The sequence below is a fragment of the Nonomuraea sp. CX421 genome, assembly GCF_059358955.1.
The window spans coordinates 39,515-55,751 of the sequence record NZ_JCADBK010000025.1 but is presented as its reverse complement, the minus strand read 5'-3'; the positions used below and the strand labels follow the sequence as shown (position 1 = coordinate 55,751).

19 protein-coding genes are annotated in these 16,237 nt (G+C 69.6%); 2 read left to right on the top strand and 17 right to left on the bottom strand.

Features of this window, described 5'->3' with window-relative positions:
* Nucleotides 1–49: 49 nt before the first annotated feature.
* A complete protein-coding gene (locus AC5L3X_RS32070) occupies nt 50–790 on the bottom strand; it encodes a FadR/GntR family transcriptional regulator (protein ID WP_494862002.1) in 741 nt (246 codons plus the stop codon).
* Nucleotides 791–957: 167 nt separating this feature from the next.
* On the opposite strand from AC5L3X_RS32070, the gene AC5L3X_RS32065 reads away from it, so the two are divergent.
* Nucleotides 958–1,806, top strand: coding sequence for an enoyl-CoA hydratase/isomerase family protein (locus AC5L3X_RS32065; RefSeq protein WP_494862000.1), 849 nt, complete (start codon nt 958–960; stop codon nt 1,804–1,806).
* 69 nt (nt 1,807–1,875) lie between these two features.
* On the opposite strand, the gene AC5L3X_RS32060 is transcribed toward AC5L3X_RS32065, so the two are convergent.
* From AC5L3X_RS32060 to AC5L3X_RS32020, 9 genes are all read right to left on the bottom strand, one after another.
* Nucleotides 1,876–2,400: a pyridoxamine 5'-phosphate oxidase family protein gene (locus tag AC5L3X_RS32060; RefSeq protein WP_494861998.1), complete on the bottom strand. Its 525-nt coding sequence runs from the start codon at nt 2,398–2,400 to the stop codon at nt 1,876–1,878.
* A 99-nt stretch (nt 2,401–2,499) separates the two neighbouring features.
* Nucleotides 2,500–3,222, bottom strand: coding sequence for an ABC transporter ATP-binding protein (locus AC5L3X_RS32055; protein ID WP_494861996.1), 723 nt, complete (start codon nt 3,220–3,222; stop codon nt 2,500–2,502).
* Nucleotides 3,215–3,994, bottom strand: a complete 780-nt coding sequence (locus tag AC5L3X_RS32050) for an ABC transporter ATP-binding protein (protein WP_494861994.1) — start codon at nt 3,992–3,994, stop codon at nt 3,215–3,217. The genes AC5L3X_RS32055 and AC5L3X_RS32050 overlap by 8 nt, the downstream gene beginning before the upstream one ends.
* On the bottom strand, nt 3,991–4,905 hold the full coding sequence (locus AC5L3X_RS32045; RefSeq protein WP_494861993.1) for a branched-chain amino acid ABC transporter permease: 915 nt from the start codon (nt 4,903–4,905) through the stop codon (nt 3,991–3,993). Before AC5L3X_RS32045 ends, AC5L3X_RS32050 begins: the two co-directional genes overlap by 4 nt.
* Nucleotides 4,902–5,792, bottom strand: coding sequence for a branched-chain amino acid ABC transporter permease (locus AC5L3X_RS32040; protein WP_494861991.1), 891 nt, complete (start codon nt 5,790–5,792; stop codon nt 4,902–4,904). The genes AC5L3X_RS32045 and AC5L3X_RS32040 overlap by 4 nt, the downstream gene beginning before the upstream one ends.
* 235 nt (nt 5,793–6,027) lie before the next feature.
* Nucleotides 6,028–7,206, bottom strand: a complete 1,179-nt coding sequence (locus AC5L3X_RS32035; protein WP_494861990.1) for an ABC transporter substrate-binding protein — start codon at nt 7,204–7,206, stop codon at nt 6,028–6,030.
* Nucleotides 7,207–7,299: 93 nt separating this feature from the next.
* A complete protein-coding gene (locus tag AC5L3X_RS32030) occupies nt 7,300–8,490 on the bottom strand; it encodes an NAD(P)/FAD-dependent oxidoreductase (RefSeq protein ID WP_494861989.1) in 1,191 nt (396 codons plus the stop codon).
* Between the two features lie 2 nt (nt 8,491–8,492).
* Nucleotides 8,493–9,290 (bottom strand): amidohydrolase family protein, encoded by a 798-nt coding sequence (locus AC5L3X_RS32025; protein ID WP_189128095.1) that lies wholly within the window; start codon nt 9,288–9,290, stop codon nt 8,493–8,495.
* Nucleotides 9,290–10,450 carry an acyl-CoA dehydrogenase family protein gene (locus AC5L3X_RS32020; RefSeq protein ID WP_494861987.1) on the bottom strand — a complete coding sequence of 387 codons (1,161 nt, stop codon included), beginning with the start codon at nt 10,448–10,450 and terminating at the stop codon, nt 9,290–9,292. Before AC5L3X_RS32020 ends, AC5L3X_RS32025 begins: the two co-directional genes overlap by 1 nt.
* Nucleotides 10,451–10,572: 122 nt before the next feature.
* Between AC5L3X_RS32020 and AC5L3X_RS32015 the strand changes: the two genes are divergently transcribed.
* On the top strand, nt 10,573–11,334 hold the full coding sequence (locus AC5L3X_RS32015) for an SDR family NAD(P)-dependent oxidoreductase (RefSeq protein ID WP_494861986.1): 762 nt from the start codon (nt 10,573–10,575) through the stop codon (nt 11,332–11,334).
* A gap of 4 nt (nt 11,335–11,338) precedes the next feature.
* On the opposite strand, the gene AC5L3X_RS32010 is transcribed toward AC5L3X_RS32015, so the two are convergent.
* The 7 genes from AC5L3X_RS32010 to AC5L3X_RS31980 form a co-directional block, all read right to left on the bottom strand.
* Nucleotides 11,339–12,103, bottom strand: a complete 765-nt coding sequence (locus AC5L3X_RS32010; RefSeq protein WP_494861985.1) for an enoyl-CoA hydratase/isomerase family protein — start codon at nt 12,101–12,103, stop codon at nt 11,339–11,341.
* 81 nt (nt 12,104–12,184) lie between these two features.
* The gene (locus AC5L3X_RS32005; protein ID WP_494861984.1) at nt 12,185–12,649 is read right to left on the bottom strand and encodes an AMP-binding protein; all 465 of its coding nucleotides are present in this window, start codon (nt 12,647–12,649) and stop codon (nt 12,185–12,187) included.
* Nucleotides 12,650–12,737: 88 nt separating this feature from the next.
* Complete coding sequence (locus AC5L3X_RS32000; RefSeq protein WP_494861983.1) at nt 12,738–13,334, bottom strand: nuclear transport factor 2 family protein; 597 nt, start codon at nt 13,332–13,334, stop codon at nt 12,738–12,740.
* Nucleotides 13,335–13,357: 23 nt separating this feature from the next.
* On the bottom strand, nt 13,358–13,795 hold the full coding sequence (locus AC5L3X_RS31995; protein WP_494861981.1) for an acyl-CoA thioesterase: 438 nt from the start codon (nt 13,793–13,795) through the stop codon (nt 13,358–13,360).
* Nucleotides 13,792–14,220, bottom strand: coding sequence for a MaoC family dehydratase (locus AC5L3X_RS31990; protein WP_494861980.1), 429 nt, complete (start codon nt 14,218–14,220; stop codon nt 13,792–13,794). Before AC5L3X_RS31990 ends, AC5L3X_RS31995 begins: the two co-directional genes overlap by 4 nt.
* Nucleotides 14,220–14,678 (bottom strand): hotdog family protein, encoded by a 459-nt coding sequence (locus AC5L3X_RS31985; protein WP_189128101.1) that lies wholly within the window; start codon nt 14,676–14,678, stop codon nt 14,220–14,222. Before AC5L3X_RS31985 ends, AC5L3X_RS31990 begins: the two co-directional genes overlap by 1 nt.
* Complete coding sequence (locus AC5L3X_RS31980; protein ID WP_494861978.1) at nt 14,671–16,224, bottom strand: AMP-binding protein; 1,554 nt, start codon at nt 16,222–16,224, stop codon at nt 14,671–14,673. The genes AC5L3X_RS31985 and AC5L3X_RS31980 overlap by 8 nt, the downstream gene beginning before the upstream one ends.
* Between the last annotated feature and the right edge of the window lie 13 nt (nt 16,225–16,237).

Genomic DNA, 16,237 nt, shown 5'->3' with positions numbered 1-16,237 from the left:
GGACACGGAGCGACCTCGAGGAGCCGGCCGCTCACGCGAGAAAGAGGTTTTACTTGATGGAACCCCAGCGGATGACCTGGCCCAGCACATTGGGGAACTTTCGTTCCGCGTACGTCACGTACTCCTGGATGTGCTCGCGCATGCGCTCCTCCGACTGCTTGGGATCACGTGAGGTCAGCGCCTTGAAGATCTCCCCATGGGCCTTGAGTATGGCCTTGCGCCGGATGGGCGGATAGTCGATGCCTATGACGGTGCCGTCCATGATGCCCAGCAACGACTCGACCAGATATCCGAACAATGGATTGCCCGACGACCAGGCGATGACGTCGTGAAAGCGCTTATTGGCTTCCAGGAACGTATCCTGGTCGTCCATGTCGTCGCTCATGAGCTGAATCGTGGCGCCCAGCTCGTCCAATGACTCGTTGGATATGCGTTCGGCGGCCAGGCGGCTGATCATGGGCTCCATGGCGGAGCGCACTTCGACAATGCTCCGGAATGGCGCTTCTTTCAACTGCATCAGCAGGATGACCGTGCTGGACAGATGCGACGCGTCCGGCGTTTGCAGGACAGGCCCTCCCTTGGGCCCTGGCTTCAGGGAAATGACCCCCTGGACCTCCAGCAGTCGCAGCGCCTCACGAAGGGTGCCCCTGCCGGTGCCGTAGGTCTCCAGCATCGACTTCTCGGCGGATAGCAGGTCACCTGGGCCGAGCCCCTGCTTGATGGCGTCATTGATGATGCGCTGGGCAATGAGCATCGCCGCTTTCTGCGGACGCGGCGAGTTGTTCACCATGGCTGTGCCCTTCGACGTCGAGTTTGCCACTTAGATCTTGCCACCCCACAGAACCACTGTGGTGCCCGCATATGTGACGCACGCAACATTGACTCGGCCTGTGATTATGAGCAACATTAGCATGGATTTACAGGCGGTGCGAGCCGGAGCCTCAGGGCGCGGGCGTCATGACAGCTGCCCTCCCCACGATGTCGTCGCTGATGAAGCGACTGTCATCACGACGGCCCCGCCATTCCTGGAAGGTTGTTTCAGTGACGAGTGTCCTAACAGAGGTGGTTGACTCCACGCTCTGGATTCGCTTGAACAGGCCGGAACGCAGGAATGCGTACGACGAGGCTATGGCACAACAGATAAGCGAGATCCTTGAGGATACCGCTTCCTACCGGACCGTGGTGCTGACCGGAAACGGCGGCGGCTTTTGCGCCGGCGGGGCTCTGGGAAGCCTCCGGCAGCCGACGAGCGGTGACATGCGGCGGCTGTACAGCGCGTCGCTACGGCTGTTCGACGCGATCAGGAACTGTCCGAGACCCGTCATCGCGGCCGTGAACGGCCCGGCGGCCGGAGGCGGCAACGAGCTGGTCGTGGCGTGCGACCTGGCGATCGCCGGACGCTCGGCCACGTTCGGGCAGACGGGTCCGCGGGTGGGCAGCGCGCCGGTGACCGGGGCGACGAACGTCATGGGCGTCCAGATCGGCGAGAAGCGCGCCAAGGAGCTGTCGTTCCTGTGCCGCAGGTACTCCGCGGAGCAGGCCCTCGCCATGGGGCTGGTCAACGAGGTGGTGGACGACGACCAGGTCGAGGCCACCGTACGGGCGTGGTGCGACGAACTCGCCGCCCTCAGCCCCCGCTACCTGGAGATCGCCAAGATCAGCTCGAACATCTGGTGGAACGCGGCGCGTGACTCCTTCAGTTCGGGCATCGGCATGCTGGTCCAGGCGATCGGCAGCGAGGACATGATCGAGGGAGCCACCGCCTTCCTCGAGAAGCGCAGGCCGCGGTTCGCCGACCCCCAATAGCGTCCGTCCGGTCGGCCCCGCGGGTGACCGACCCCGCGTCCGTCGCCCGAGCCCGATGGGCGGGGCCCGCTACCTGCCCGTCGTGTCACGGGCCGCGTGCGGCGAGCCGCCGCGGCCGTCGCCGGGCAGCTTGCGGGAGTCGTGGCTGACCGCGATCCGCACCGGGCGCACCTCCAGGACCACCCGCCCGGGGCTGTCGAGCAGCCGCACCATCTCGCCGGGATCCTCGGGCGCGAGTTTGGCCGCGAGCCGCGGCAGAAACCACCTCCTGGTGTCCTCGTCGTGACTCGTCAGAGCCACCCCACGGACCGCCAGCATGCGGCGGCCGGGCAGGGAGGTTCCCGCGTTCGAGACGACAATGGTCACCCGGGGGTCGATCCCGACGGCCTTCGCGTGCGCGCGGTCGCGCACGGCGGTCAGCCAGAAGCGGTCCTCCTCGTAGAGGAAGCTCATGACCACTCCGGCCGCCCAGCCGTCGGGGGTGGTGAAGGTGAAGGTGCACTCGGTCTGAACGGCCAGCAGCTCGCGCCGGGCATCGGCGTCGAGCCGCAGGGGGCGCAGATCCTCAAGGTCGTCGATTCCCGTCCTGCCCATGGGGTTCTCCTCCTTGCTCGCGGGGCTCGCGGGGCTCGCGGGGCTCGCGGGGCGACGGCCGACGATGTCACCACGCCTCCCGGTCCCACGCGGCCGGTATCAGTTCTCGGTGACCAGGGCGGCATCACCGAGGAAGGCCCGCAGCACCGACGAGTGGGAAGCGGCCTCCTTGGCCGTCCCGCTGAAGACGACCTCACCCCGGGACACGACGGCCACGTCGTCCGCGACCTCCAGCCCCGCCTCGGCGTTCTGCTCCACCATCAGGACCCCGATCCCGGAGTCGGCCATGGCGCGGATGCTGCCCAGGACGGTCTCGACCATCGTCGGCGCCAGCCCCATGGACGGCTCGTCCAGCATCATGATCTTCGGCTGGGCCATCAGCGCCCGCCCGAAGGCCAGCATCTGCTGCTCGCCGCCGGACAGCAGCCCCGCCGGGCCGTCCTGCCGCTCCCTGAGCACCGGGAACATCTCGAAGACGCGGTCGAGGATGCCCGCCACCTCGCCGCGGGCGGTGGTGTAGCCGCCCATCCGCAGGTTCTCCAGCACCGTCAGCGGAGCGAAGACGCGGCGTCCCTCCGGGACGAGCACCAGCCCCCGCCTGACGATCCAGTGCGCGGGCCGGCCGGTGATGGCCGTGCCGTCGAGCACGACTTCGCCCGAGTCGGGCTTGTGCAGCCCGGCGGCCGATCTGAGCGTGGTCGTCTTGCCCGCGCCGTTGGCGCCGAGGACCAGGGTGACCGTGCCCGGCCGGGCCGTCAGGGTCACGCCCCGCACCGCGGTGACCTTGCCGTAGCTGACGTGCAGATCCCTGATCTCAAACATGCTCGCTCCACCGCTTCCCCAGGTACGCCTCACGCACCGCCGGCTCACGTACGACGGAGGCCGGGACGCCGTCCGCGATGAGCTTGCCGAAGTTCATCGCGAAGAGGTGGTCGCACGTGTCGACCATCATCTGGACGTCGTGTTCCACGAGCACCTGGGTCAGCCCCTCTTCTCGCAGTTCGCGGAGTAGGGCCGAGATCTCCTGCCGCTCCGACTGGTTCATGCCGGCCGTGGGCTCGTCGAGGAGCAGCAGCCTGGGCTTCGCGACGATCGCGCGGGCGATCTCCACCCGCCGCTGCGCCCCGTAGGAGAGCTCGCCCGGCCGATGCCGTTCCAGGCCGCGCAGACCGGTCCGCCCGATCGCCTCGGCCACGCCGTCGTCACCTTTGCCCCGCCCTCGGATACCCCTCTCTCGGATACCCCTCCCCCGGATCCGGTCGGCGCCCAGCCTGACGTTCTCCTCCACGGTCAGGCCGGACAGCAGCCGTACGGTCTGGAAGGTGCGCGCCACGCCACGCCGGGCGAACGTCGCGGCGGGTATCCGGTGGTACTCCTCGCCGTCCAGGAGGAGCGAGCCCGCGGTCAGGTCGACGAACCGGGTGAGCGCGGCCAGCAGTGTGCTCTTGCCGGAGCCGTTGGGACCGAGGACGCCGAAGATGCTTCCCTCGGTGAGGTCGATCGACAGGCCGTCCACCGCCTTGACTCCGCCGAAGTGCACGGCGGCGTCCTTCACCTGAAGGAGCGGGGTGCTCTGGTCTTGAATGCCGCTCAAGCGGGTGTCCCCTCTGCTCGCGACCCGAGTGGGGTCCGGTCACCGTCTCCGGATCCGGCGTCGCGCCGGGAGCGTTGCCAGGATCGGTAGGCGTCGGTCATCATCCCGAGCAGGCCTCCCGGCACCCAGATCGCCGCGAGCGCGACGATGACGCCGTAGATCACCTTCTGCCATTGACCGGAGAACTCCAGGAAGCTCGGCAGCCAGGTGAAGATCATCGCGCCGATCAGGGCGCCCGCCCAGGATCGCGAGCCGCCGACGATGATCATCGTCAGGGCCAGCACCACCAGGGAGAAGCCGATGTCGGTGGGGGCGATCGTGGTGCGCAGCAGCACGTTGAGCCCGCCGGCGCAGGCACCGAGCAGCGCGCTGATCACGAACGCCGCCTGCCGATGCCGCCGCACGTCGATGCCCATCGAGGCGGCGAGTTCGGGATCCTCCCTGACCGCCTCCACCCGGCGGCCGATGGCTCCGCGCTCACTGTAGGCGAGCAGCCCGATCACCACCGCCGAGATCAGCACCAGGTGCAGGGTGGTGACGTCGGCCAGCGCGCCGAACAGCCCGCTCGGGCCACCGGTCAGGTCGCCGCCGTTGACGGCGAGCACGCCGACGATGAGGTCGAACGCGATCGTGGCCATGCCCAGGTAGAGGCCGCCCAGCCGGCGAACCGTCAGAGCGAGCAGGTAGCCCACCACTCCGGCGATCAGCATGCCCGCGCCGATGGCGGCCACCGCCGGCCACTCGTACCGGATGGTCATGATGGCGGCGACGTAGGCGCCGATGCCGTAACAGCCGATCCCCGCGAAGGAGAACACGCCGAAGCGGATGGGCACCTGCAGGCTCAGCGCCATGAGCAGTCCGACGAAGGTGGACTGGATCAGGATGATGTTGGTGTCGTACCAGGCGATCATGTCCGGCGCACCTCTCTACGGCCGAAGAGTCCCTCGCTCTTGAACAGGAGTACGGCGAAGATGAAGCCGAAGGAGACCGCGTCCACCCACAGGCCGGAGGTTTGGGTCAGCACGATCGTCTCGGCCACGGCCAGCACGTAGGCGCCGACGATCACGCCGGCCATGCTTCCGACGCCGCCGAGGATGACGGCGGCGAACGCCTTGATCAGCAGGACGTCTCCGCTTTCGGGCGTGATCGCGCCGAGGTTGTAGGTGAGCAGCACGCCGGCCAGTCCGGCGAGGCCACCGGCGACGGCCATGGTGCTCAGGCTGAGCACGCGCCGGTTGACGCCCATCAGGGAAGCCGTCTCGGGGTCGACGCCGATCGAGCGCAGCGCGAGGCCGGAGCGCGAGAAGCGCAGCCAGACGATGACCCCGATGCCGATGACCAGTGCCGCGGCGACGACCATGAGCTGGGTGCTGGTGACACGGACGCCCAGCAGCGAAAAGGTGGACGTCACGTAGCTGGAGCCGGCGAAGCCGAACGGGTTGCTGCCGGTCACCTCCTCGGCGATGGCCAGCGGGATGGCCGCCACGCCGATGCCGCCGATGAGGATCTGCATCTCACCGCTGCGATGGTCCTTGGCCCTTCGCATGATGGGCTGGAACGCCAGCATCTGGACGGCCACGGAGAGCAGCGCCCCCACCGCCGCGCCGATCACGATCAGCGCGGGCAGCGGCAGCCGCACCTGGTCGGTGATGACGGAGGACACGAAGGCCGCGAACATGAAGATCGCGCCATGGGCGAAGTTCAGGATGCCGACGGTGCCCCAGACCAGGCTCATGCCGAGGGCGAAGAGCAGATAGATCGATCCGAGCGAGAGCGCGTTGATCAGATCCTGGAGCATCGGGACTCACTCCATTTCGGGGTACGTTGTCGGCCCATCGGACCCCCTGAGAGACAATATATGAGCATCATTCTCATAGTTGGTTCCAGAACAGTAAAGGGCGTCAGGCGCCTTGTCCAGAGCCGGTGACGACCTCGGGGAGCGGGTCAGCTCCTGGGTGAGCCCCGTCGGCGCCGAGGGCCGTCACCGCGCTGGGCGCGTCACCGGCGGACGCCGTCCACCGGTGACGCCGGGCTCAGGAGTCGCTCCCGACCAGCACCTCTTCCGTGCCGTTCCACTGGACGATCACACCGGTCAGCCGCATGTCCCGGTTCTCGAAGGCGAGCTTGCCCATCGCCCCCTCGAACCCTTCGGCCGCTACGACGTCCAGGCCGCGCTGGATGTCGTCACGCGAGGCGCCTCCGGCCTGCTTGACGGCCCGGGCCAGCCACCAGGCCGAGTCGTAGCCCTCGGCCGCGTAGTTCAGCGGCCGCTCGTTGAACTTGGCCTGGTAGAGGTCGACGAACTTCTTGGTCGACTCACCCGGCTGGTCGGGGTGGAAGTCGGACGGCCACGTCATTCCGGCGCCGTCCTGACCGGCGGGCTTGAGGTTGCCGGCACCGGCGGCGGTGTTGCCGAGCACGAGCCCATCGAATCCGGCCTGCCGCAGTTGCCGCATGGCCGTGGGATTCTGCCCTCCGACCAGCAGCAGCGCGATGGCGTCCGGCTTCTCCTTGACCACCTTGGAGATCGGCGCGGCGAAGTCCTGCGTGGTCATCTGCACGGCGGCGCTCGACACGACCGAGAACCCGAGCTCGGCGCCCATCTCGGGCAGCACCTTCTCGGCGACCTCCTTGAGGGTGGGCAGGGTCGTGTTGTAGACGACGCCGAGGGTCTTGACGCTCTTGGACTTGATGTGGTCCCCGATGACGCGGTAGTAGCTCGTCATCGGCGGGGTGGCCCGGAAGGTGTACTTGCCGATGACCACGCCCTCGCTGCCCGCCTGGCTGTAGATGATGGGCATCTTCCCGCGCTCGGCCAGGGGCGAGGTCGCCGCCGCCTGGTCGCTCGCCACCGGACCGAAGACGGCGGCATAGCTCTTGTCCTGGATCGCGGCCGTCATCTGGCTCGCCGCCGTCTGCGCCTTGCCCGCCGGATCCTTGGACTCAAGGACGATCTTGGTTTCCCCCAGGAACTTCTCGGCGTTGATCTGTTCGACCGCCAGCTCGATGCCCTTGATCGTGGACAGGCCGGTGAACGCCACCGGTCCCGTCCGGTCCTTGATCGTCATGATCTTGATCTCCGCGGGCAGCCCGCCTTCGGCGCTCACCGCCGCTTCACCGCCGGAGCCACAGGCGGTGACGGCGAGCAGGCCGGCCATGGCGAGCGTGACGGGGATGCCTCGCCCTAACGAGGCGAGCAGAATTCCACGCATCCGATCCTCCTGGAAATATGCATGGTAATCATGCCTATGATTACCATCGCTCACGCTAGAGGGAGCCGGGACGGCTTGTCCAGGGCTGACGGACTACGACTGGACGACTCCACGACCGGCGACCCATTCGGCCCCCTGCAGGAGCAGCTTCCGGTAGCGCATGGCGTCGGGCAGGGCGTTGAACGCCACCACGGCGTGCAGCGCGCCCTGACCTCCCGTGATCGCCGCGAAGCGCTCCTCGCCGGGGCCGCCCGTGACGAAGACGACCTCGTCGCCGGGCAGGACGCGGCCGAAGATCTGAAGGCGGCCACCCGTCTGGTCGGACCAGACGTAAGGGAGCGAGTCGAACACCGTGGGCGTCCCGGTCACCGTGGCGGCCACCGCCATGGCCTGTTCTCCGGCGCTCGTCCAGTGCTCCAGCCGCAGGGCTCCCCCGTATCTCGTGGAGTGCCAGCGGGCGACGTCGCCGACCGCGTAGACGTCGTCCGTTCCCGTGGCGCGCAGCGTGGCGTCGCAACCGACGCCGTCCGAGATGTCCAGACCGCTTCCGTGGAGCCAGCCGACGGCGGGGCTCGCGCCGACGCCCACCACGACCAGGTCCGCCGCCACGACGGACCCGTCGTCCAGGAGGAGTGCCTCCACCCGCGAGCTCCCGCGCCATCGCGAGACGCTCCGGCCCGTCCGCAGCGAGACGCCCATGGAGCGGTGTCTCGCCGCCATCACGTCACCGAGCACCGGTCCCAGCCCCCGGGTCATCAGGGTGGGCGCCGGGTCGACGACGGTCACGTCCAGGCCGAGAGTCCTGGCGGCGCAGGCTACCTCCGCTCCGATGAAGCCGCCGCCGACGACCGCCACCCGGGGCCCGCCCGCGAGCGCGTCCCGGACGGCGACGGCGTCGTCGAGGGTGCGCAACGTGTGCACCCCGGGAGGCGGGTGCCGGTCCGGCACGGTCCGCGGCGTGGCGCCCGTGGCGGCGATCAGGACGTCGAACGGCAGGCGTCCGCCGTCCTCCAGCTGGACGGCCCGGCCGGCGCGGTCGACTCGCGTCGCGGGCGCGCCCAGGCGCAGCTCGACCTCCAGTTCCTTGGCCTGCTCGGCGGTGAGCAGGGCGACGGAGGAGTCGTCGATCTCGCCGAGCAGGAAGGCCTTCGACAGAGGAGGCCGGTCGTAGGGCAGGTGAGGCTCGCTTCCCACCAGGGTGACGCGTCCTTCGAGTCCTTTGCGGCGCAGCGCCTGGACGGTGCGGACCCCCGCGAGGGACGCGCCGACGACGACCACGTCCACGCTCAGCCGGCCTTCGCGATGCCGAGCAGGCCGGCGAGGGTGCCGCCGAGGATCGCGGCCTCGTCCTCGGGGTCGAGACCGAGTGCCCGGATGGCCGCGATCTCCGCGGCGGGGTCGGCCATGGGCCAGTCGGAGCCGTACACCATGCGTCCGGCGCCGTGGGCGGCGATGATGCCCCTGAGCCGGTCGGGGTCCAGGTCGGCGAGGCGGGGCGGCCAGGAGGTCTCCAGGACGGCACGCGAACCGATGATCAGTTCCTCGGCCTCGTCCAGCCGGTGGTATCCGCCGTAGTGGCAGGCGATGAGCGTCAGGCCGGGCACGGCGTCCAGCAGGGCACGCAGATGGCGGGGCGCCCCCCGCTCGTTGGACGCCTCGTCGCTGCCCGCGCCCGCGTGCGTGATGACGACGATCCCCGCCTCGGCCAGGCCCGCCAGCAGTTCGACCACGCGCGGATCGGCGAGCGACACCTCCTGGAAGAGCGGGTGCAGCTTCACTCCGCCGATGCCGTGGCGGCTCAGCGACGCCAGGTTCTCCTCGACGCTCAGGTCGGGGTGCACCGTGCCGAACGGGATGAACCTGGAGCGGTCGATGGACCCGATGAACTCGTTGGTGCGTTCGACGGTTCGGGCCACGGTCGCCACGCCCAGGCACATGGCCAGGTCGATCCCGGCGTTGTCCATCGTCCGGCGCAGGCCGTCGAGGGTGCCGTCGTGCACCGCGTCGAGACCGGCGGGGCGGTCGGCGAGCACCTTCGCCGCGATGTGGTCGGGCCACACGTGGCAGTGCGCATCGATGATCATCAGGCGTCCTTTCGCAGGTACGGCTTGACCAGCTGCTTGGCCAGGGAGTCGAGCACGACCTCGGTGGCCCCCTCGTAGACCCGCATCGGCCTGGCCTCGCGGTAAAGCCGCTCGATCACGCTGCCGCGGACCAGCCCGAACCTGCCCATGACCTGGACGCAGCGGTCGGCCACCCGGCCGGCGATCTCCGTCGCACCGACCTTCGCCATGGAGGACAGGTGCAGGTTGGCCAGCGGGTCGCGGGCGGAGGCCGCCGCCGCGCGGTAGGTCAGTGAGCGCGCCATCTCGATCTCCACCCAGGACAGGGCCAGCGCGTTGGGGACCGGGCCGAGCCTGGCCAGGGGCACGCCGAACTGCTCCCGGCCGGTCGTGTGCCGCACCGCCTCGTCCAGCGCGGCCTGGGCGAGGCCGACCGCCGCGCCGGCCACGGAGACCCGGAACGTGGCGAGCGTGGCCAGCGCGATCGTGAACGCCTTGCCCGGCTCGCCGATCCGGTGATCGGCCGGCACCCGCACGTCGTCGAGCACCACGTCGCCGAGCACGTGCGGAGCGATGATCTGGTGCGGATGGTCGACGACGACACCCGGGGCGTCGGCGGGGACGAGCACCATGGAGTAGCCGTCGCCCTCCCGGCCGAACACGCAATAGAAGTCGGCGTCGCCGGCGTTGGTGATGAACGACTTGTGCCCGTTGACCACGAGCTCGCCGCCGTCGCGGACGATCGTCGTGCTGATCGACTTGAGGTCGGAGCCCGCCTGGGGTTCGGTGAGCGCCAGGGCGCCGATCGCCTCGCACTTCGCCATCCTGGGCAGCCACCGCGCGCGCAGCTGGTCGTCTCCGGCCGCCCACAGCGCGTAGCCGCCGATGCCCTGCATCGCGTAGAGCGAGTCCAGGTGCCCGCTCACGCCGGCGAGGGCCTCGCGCACCACGGTCACCGCCAGGGAGTCGACCTGGTCGAAACGGCCGCCGAACTCCCGCGCCACCACGGTCTCCACCAGGCCGCTGGCGGCCAGCGCCTTCCGCATCACGGGGTCGACGTGGTCGGCCTCGTCGGCGACCGCGGCCCGATCGGCCACCGAGTCGGCCAGCCGTCTCGCCTCGTCACGCAAGGATCGGTACCGCGCCGGAAGCTCGAACAGGCCATGGTCTGCAGCGTTCATCGATCACTCACTCGATCAGCAGGGGCTATTTATGCTAACCATAGCGATAAATAGACTAGGCTGAAAGCCCGCACGCCCACGTCGGGCACCCCCCCCAGTCCCCCGCAGAAGGAGCCGCGCCCATGGGACCCGAGACCCCCTCATTCGACCTCTCCGGCAAGGTCGCCCTGGTCACCGGAGGCAGCAGAGGGCTGGGCCGCGCCATGGTGGCCGGGTTCGCCGCCGCGGGAGCGGACGTCGTGATCGCCAGCCGCGACGGCGCGAGCTGCGCCGCGTACGCGCGGGAGATAACCGAGAGCACCGGCCGCCGCGCCCTGCCCTACGCCGTGCACGTCGGGCACTGGGACGAGCTGGACGGCCTCGTCGAGGCGGCGTACGAGGAGTTCGGCCACGTCGACGTCCTGGTCAACAACGCCGGCATGTCGCCCCGGTACGACGACGTCACCGAGGTCACCGAGACCCTGTTCGACAAGGTCATCGGGGTCAACCTCAAGGGAGCGTTCCGGCTGACGGCGCTCGTCGGCTCGCGGATGGCGAGCGGCGCCGGCGGCTCGATCATCAACATCAGCAGCGCAGCCTCCACCCGGCCGCGCCCCGAACTGCTGCCCTACGCGGCGGCCAAGGCCGGCCTCAACGCGCTCACCGCGGGCTTCGCGCACACCTTCGGGCCCCGCGTGCGATGCAACGCCATCATGGCCGGCACGTTCTTCACCGACGTCAGCAAGTCGTGGGACCGCGAGACGTTCGACGCCCGCGCGCAGCGGTTCGCCCTCAGGCGCGGCGGGGAGCCGAGCGAGATCGTCGGCGCCGCCCTCTACCTCGCCAGCGACGCGTCGAGCTACACGACCGGGGCGATCCTGCCGGTCGACGGCGGGCAGCCCTGACCGGTCAGCGGCCGCGTTCCGCCCGGAACGCGGCCACCGCGTCGTGGTGTTCGCCGGTCCCGAACAACAGGGCCGTGGCCTCCACGGACTCGTTGAACCCGCCTCCGGTGTCGCGGTTGATGAACGCCTTGCCGACCTGGACGGCGAGCGGCGGGTTGCCGGCGATCTCCGCGGCCAGCGCGACGGCCTCGTCGAGCAACGACTCGTCGGGGTGCACCTCCTGCACCAGCCCAGCGCTCCGGGCGCGGTCGGCGTCGATGGCGCGGCCGGTCAGCGCCAGATAGCGGGTCCAGTGCCTGCCCATCACCTGGGGCCCGCGGACGACGCCGTAGCCGGGCGTCAGCCCCACGGTGGGCTCCTTGAACGCGAACCGCGCGGAGCATCCGGCCAGCACGATGTCACACGCCAGGGCCAACTCCGTGCCCCCGCCGAAGGCGAGCCCGTTGACCGCGGCGACGACGGGCACGGCGCACCGCTCGACCGAGTGGAAGGCGTCGTAGACCAGCCGCAGGTGCGGCCGCACCTTGCTCACCTGGCCGTCGAGGTCGTGGAACATGTCGATGTCCCCGCCGGCGGAGAACGCCCGTCCGGCGCCGGTGAGCACCGCCGCGCGCACCCCGTCGTCGTGGCCCAGCCCCTCCATCAGCTCGCGCAGCTCGTGGAACCATGTCTGGTCCATGGCGTTCAGCTTCTCCGGCCGGGCCATGGTGATCAGGAGGACCCCGGCGGCGGGCTCGGTCAGGGTGAAGCGCAGCATCTCACGTGACATGTTCGGTGCCCTCCCGGTCCCAGGTGTCCGCAGTGACACCTTCGGCACGCAGCTTGTACTTCTCCACGCGCTGGCTGGGCGTCATCGGCAGCTCCGCCATGACCCGCACATAACGTGGTACTCGTAGTTGACCGAGGCGTTCCCCGCCGTTCCGATCCTGCGGTCCGACGGCGGCATGTCCGTGACGATCGCCACTTCGGTGCTGCCGTAGATCTCGGTGAGCCGCAGGCCGAAGCGCCGCTCGAAGTCGGCGAAGATCTCGGGTGGGCAGGGCGCGCCGAAGGCCAGCCGTACCGGGTTGTCGGCGTCGTCGGGGCGCGGGGGCCGCTTGTGCAGGATGCTCAGCATCGCGCCCTGGTAATTGAACACGGTCACGCCGTGACTCCGGCAGATGTCCCAGAACCGGCTCGCCGAGAACGTGCGGTCCATCACCAGGTCGGCGCCGGCTTCCATCGCCGCCATCGCGCTGCAGTACCTGGCGTTGCTGTGGAACAGCGGGAACACGCTGTAGAGCCGGTCCTGTGAGGTGTAACCGAGCAGGTTCACGGTGTGCCGGGCCAGGTGGTCAGCGCCGCAGATCCGCGCAGCTCTCTCACGACCGGTCCTCTCAGTTCGACCCGCGGCCGGTGCCGGCTCAGTCGCGGTAGGTCGTCCAGGTGGGCAGGGACTCGGGGTAGTCGGCTCGTCCGGGCGGCGCTCCGGGCCAGCGCATCCGGTCGGGCGCGGTCAGGCCCCTGCTCATCTCCTCCATCGGCACGGCGTACATGAAGGTGATCGACCGGTGCGCGAACAGCCAGCGATCGCCGACGCAGCGGTATTCGTCGTCGTAGCGGTAGGCCGCCATGACGGCCGTCTTCCTCGTCACCAGCTCCGCGTGCCCGGCGGCCCAGCCCACGGCCGTCCGGCCGGGAGTGAGCTCGACGACGTGGGCGTCGAGCGTGTGCAGGGTCAGCCGGTAGAGGCCCATCGCCTCCGCGTAGGCCGCCCGGACCGCCGCGTGCCCGGCCGCGCTCACCCCGCGACGTTCGAAGACGCCGTCCTCGGTGTACATGCCGACCACCGCGTCGATGTCGTGATCGTCCACCGCGCGGGTGTAGAGCAGCGCCAGGTCCCGGATCGCCTCCCGGTCCCGCAGGTCGCGCAGCTCGGCCTGCCACGCGTCCGGGCCGGCTTCCGGGGGATGACGGACCGTCGTCCGGGCGTCGATCAGGCGGGAGAGGTCCACGGTCACGCGTGGTCTTTGCCCCGCCATGGTCAGCCGCCCTTCGGCACGTCGAAGCGGGGAGCGGGCAGCGACTCCAGGACGGCCCGCAGCTTCTCCGGGATCGGGGCCTTCTTCCAGTCCAGGTCGCGGCAGGCGTACGTCATCTGCCCCCGGGTCACCAGCTCGTCGTCCCGGGTGAACTCGTAGCCGACCACGTACGAGCTGGCGCCGATCCGGTCGAGGACGACCTGGCAGGTCAGCTCGTCGAACACCTTGACCGCCTGGACGTAGGTGGCTCCGGAGCTGATGCCCACGGTGAGGATCCCCAGTTGCTCCTGCATCTCGCCGCTCCTGATGCCCTGCGAGTACAGCCACGTGGTGTAGGCGCGCTCCATCCAGCGGTAGTAGATGCCGAAGTAGGCGATGCCCACGACGTCGCAGTCGCCGTAGGCGAGCTGGAAGGTGAGCCGGTCGGGCCGTTGTGTCAACGTGTCTCCTCGGTAGCCGGTGCCAGAGCGACGGTCGCCGTCCCCTTCAGGACCGGTTCGCCGCCGACGACGGCGAGGAAGACCTCGCAGTCGGCCAGCCGGTCGCCGTTCTCCTCCCGGACCGCGGTCACGAGGCCGCCGGCGCGCAGGTGGTCACCCGCGAACACGTTGCCGAGGAAACGGACGCGGAGCCGGCGCAGCCGGTCGTGCCCGCCGCTCCAGGCCGCCAGCATGTTCATGACGTAGCCCATGTTGAGCGGCCCCTGGTTGACGGGCCGGTCACCCATGCCCAGCGCGCGGACCGCCTCCGCGTCGAAGTGGATCGGGTTGGGGTCGGCGAGCAGGGCCGCCGTCGTCTTCATCTTCTCGGCGCTGACCGAGGGCACGTGCCACTCGGGTAGTTCGGCGCCCACCGCGACGTCCATCAGCTCCTCCGGGGAAAGACGATCGAGTTCCAGCAGGTGGCGACGTGCGCGCCGTCGGCCTCGTCGTACAGCTCCAGCTGGTAGCCGACCACGTCGAACGGCCCGGCGGAGCGTCCTACCTTGCGCTCCGCCGAGGTGATCTCGCCGCTGACCTGGTAGACGCCGCCCACTTTCAGCGGGCGGTGCACCGTGGTCTCGTGCTCGCCGAACATCGGCCCGTCGCTCGCCCGGGCGCCGAACCAGCCGAACAGGTCGTCCCAGGTCAGGCCGGTGGCGCCGGTCGCGGCGAGCCAGACGAAGAGGGGGTGTGCCACCTCGTCGCCCGGCTCGTCGAGGACCACGTCCGCGACCAGCCAGGCGCGCCACGGCTCCACGGTGAACGTCCCGCCGGGGAACCGCCGCCCGATCTGCGCCTTCACCTGCTCCGGCGACGGGGTCCCGAGGCTGCTGTCAGACATTTCTTTCCTGGTCCGCCCAGTACGGAGCACGCAGATCGCGCTTGAGGATCTTGCCCGTGGGCGCCTTGGGGAGCTCGGAGACGAAGTCCACCGAACGCGGCTTCTGGTATCCGGCCAGGTGCGTGCGCGCCTCCTCGATGATGTCGTGCTCGGTCGCCTGCTGGCCGGGCTTGAGCACCACCACCGCCTTCACCGACTCGCCCCACTCCTCGTCCGGCACCCCGATGACGGCGCATTCGAGCACGGCCGGGTGACGGGCGATGGCCTCTTCCACCTGCACACTGAAGATGTTCTCACCACCGGAGATGATCATGTCCTTGGCCCGGTCGACGATGAAGACGTAGCGGTCCTCGTCCCAGGTGGCGATGTCGCCCGTCCACATCCAGCCGTCCCGCAGCGTCTGGGCGGTCAGCTGGGGCTGGTTCCAGTAACCGACCATGTTCGCCTCGGACCGGACGATGATCTGGCCCGGCGTCCTGCCGTCACGGGGCACCTCGTTGCCGAGCGGGTCCACCACGCGCACGGTGGTCACGAAGCCCTCGCGTCCGCAGGACCGCAGCCGCTCCTCGTGGACGCCCGCGACGGCGGCGGCGTGGTCCTCCTGCGACAGGAAGCACATCGTCGTGCCCTCGGTCTGGCCGTAGCCCTGGATGAGGGTGCACGGGAACGAGTTCAGCGCCTGGCGCACGATGCTGGACGGCATGGGGCCGCCGCCGTACTGGATGTTGCGCAGGCTGGAGATGTCGTAGCCGCTGAAGCCCGGGACCGCCATCATCCAGTTGAGCATCGTGGTGATGCCGAGGAAGGCCGAGACGCGCTCCGCCTCGATGATCTCCAGGGCCTGCTTGGCCTCGAAGTTCACCAGGACCAGCGGGCAGCCGTGCTTCATGTAGTTCATCGCCAGGACGATGGGGATGTGGTACATCTGCCCGGTCAGCATGTAGACGTCCGAGGGAACGATCCGCTCGGCGACGGTCTGGTTGAGCATGCCGGCCGCGGCGCTGCGATGCGTGTGCAGCGCTCCCTTGGACTTGCCCGTCGTCCCACCCGTGTAGAGGATGAAGAACGGGTCGTCGTCGGCGATCTTGGAGGCCCACTCCGGCTCGTCGTCCGACGCCGAGCCGATCAGCCGGTCGAGGCTGCCGTCGCCGTCGTCGCCGAACTCCAGCCAGTGCGGCACGTCGACCTGCCGCTGCAGCTCACCGATCACCTCCGACCACTCCGAAGCGCTGATCACGACCTGGGGGGTCGCGTCCCGCACGATGGCCGCGAGCTCGGAGGCGGCCAGCCGCCAGTTGAGCGGCTGGGTCACCAGCCCGGCACGGCCGGCGGCGTAGTAGAGCGCCTGATATTCGGCGCAGTTGCGTGACAACATCGCGACCCGGTCCCCCGGCCGCAGGCCGAGGCCGCGGAGCCCGTTGGCCAGCCTGCGCACCAAGGCGTCGAATTCGCGCCAGGAGAGCCGGCGGTCGTTGGGCGCGTCGTAGACCGCCTGCCTGCCGGGGGTCAGCGCGGCCCACTTCGCGGGGATGAGTCCCTGATTCATGTCGCTACCTGTC

What these genes read in the sequence shown, in the direction of transcription:
- AC5L3X_RS32065 (WP_494862000.1), top strand. Translation starts at nt 958, where the DNA reads ATGACAGCTGCCCTCCCCACGATGTCGTCGCTGATGAAGCGACTGTCA.
- AC5L3X_RS31980 (WP_494861978.1), bottom strand. Translation starts at nt 16,224, where the DNA reads ATGAATCAGGGACTCATCCCCGCGAAGTGGGCCGCGCTGACCCCCGGC.
- AC5L3X_RS32020 (WP_494861987.1), bottom strand. Translation starts at nt 10,450, where the DNA reads ATGAACGCTGCAGACCATGGCCTGTTCGAGCTTCCGGCGCGGTACCGA.
- AC5L3X_RS32015 (WP_494861986.1), top strand. Translation starts at nt 10,573, where the DNA reads ATGGGACCCGAGACCCCCTCATTCGACCTCTCCGGCAAGGTCGCCCTG.
- AC5L3X_RS32010 (WP_494861985.1), bottom strand. Translation starts at nt 12,103, where the DNA reads ATGTCACGTGAGATGCTGCGCTTCACCCTGACCGAGCCCGCCGCCGGG.
- AC5L3X_RS32040 (WP_494861991.1), bottom strand. Translation starts at nt 5,792, where the DNA reads ATGCTCCAGGATCTGATCAACGCGCTCTCGCTCGGATCGATCTATCTG.
- AC5L3X_RS32055 (WP_494861996.1), bottom strand. Translation starts at nt 3,222, where the DNA reads ATGTTTGAGATCAGGGATCTGCACGTCAGCTACGGCAAGGTCACCGCG.
- AC5L3X_RS32025 (WP_189128095.1), bottom strand. Translation starts at nt 9,290, where the DNA reads ATGATCATCGATGCGCACTGCCACGTGTGGCCCGACCACATCGCGGCG.
- AC5L3X_RS32060 (WP_494861998.1), bottom strand. Translation starts at nt 2,400, where the DNA reads ATGGGCAGGACGGGAATCGACGACCTTGAGGATCTGCGCCCCCTGCGG.
- AC5L3X_RS32070 (WP_494862002.1), bottom strand. Translation starts at nt 790, where the DNA reads ATGGTGAACAACTCGCCGCGTCCGCAGAAAGCGGCGATGCTCATTGCC.
- AC5L3X_RS31985 (WP_189128101.1), bottom strand. Translation starts at nt 14,678, where the DNA reads ATGTCTGACAGCAGCCTCGGGACCCCGTCGCCGGAGCAGGTGAAGGCG.
- AC5L3X_RS32035 (WP_494861990.1), bottom strand. Translation starts at nt 7,206, where the DNA reads ATGCGTGGAATTCTGCTCGCCTCGTTAGGGCGAGGCATCCCCGTCACG.
- AC5L3X_RS32045 (WP_494861993.1), bottom strand. Translation starts at nt 4,905, where the DNA reads ATGATCGCCTGGTACGACACCAACATCATCCTGATCCAGTCCACCTTC.
- AC5L3X_RS31990 (WP_494861980.1), bottom strand. Translation starts at nt 14,220, where the DNA reads ATGGACGTCGCGGTGGGCGCCGAACTACCCGAGTGGCACGTGCCCTCG.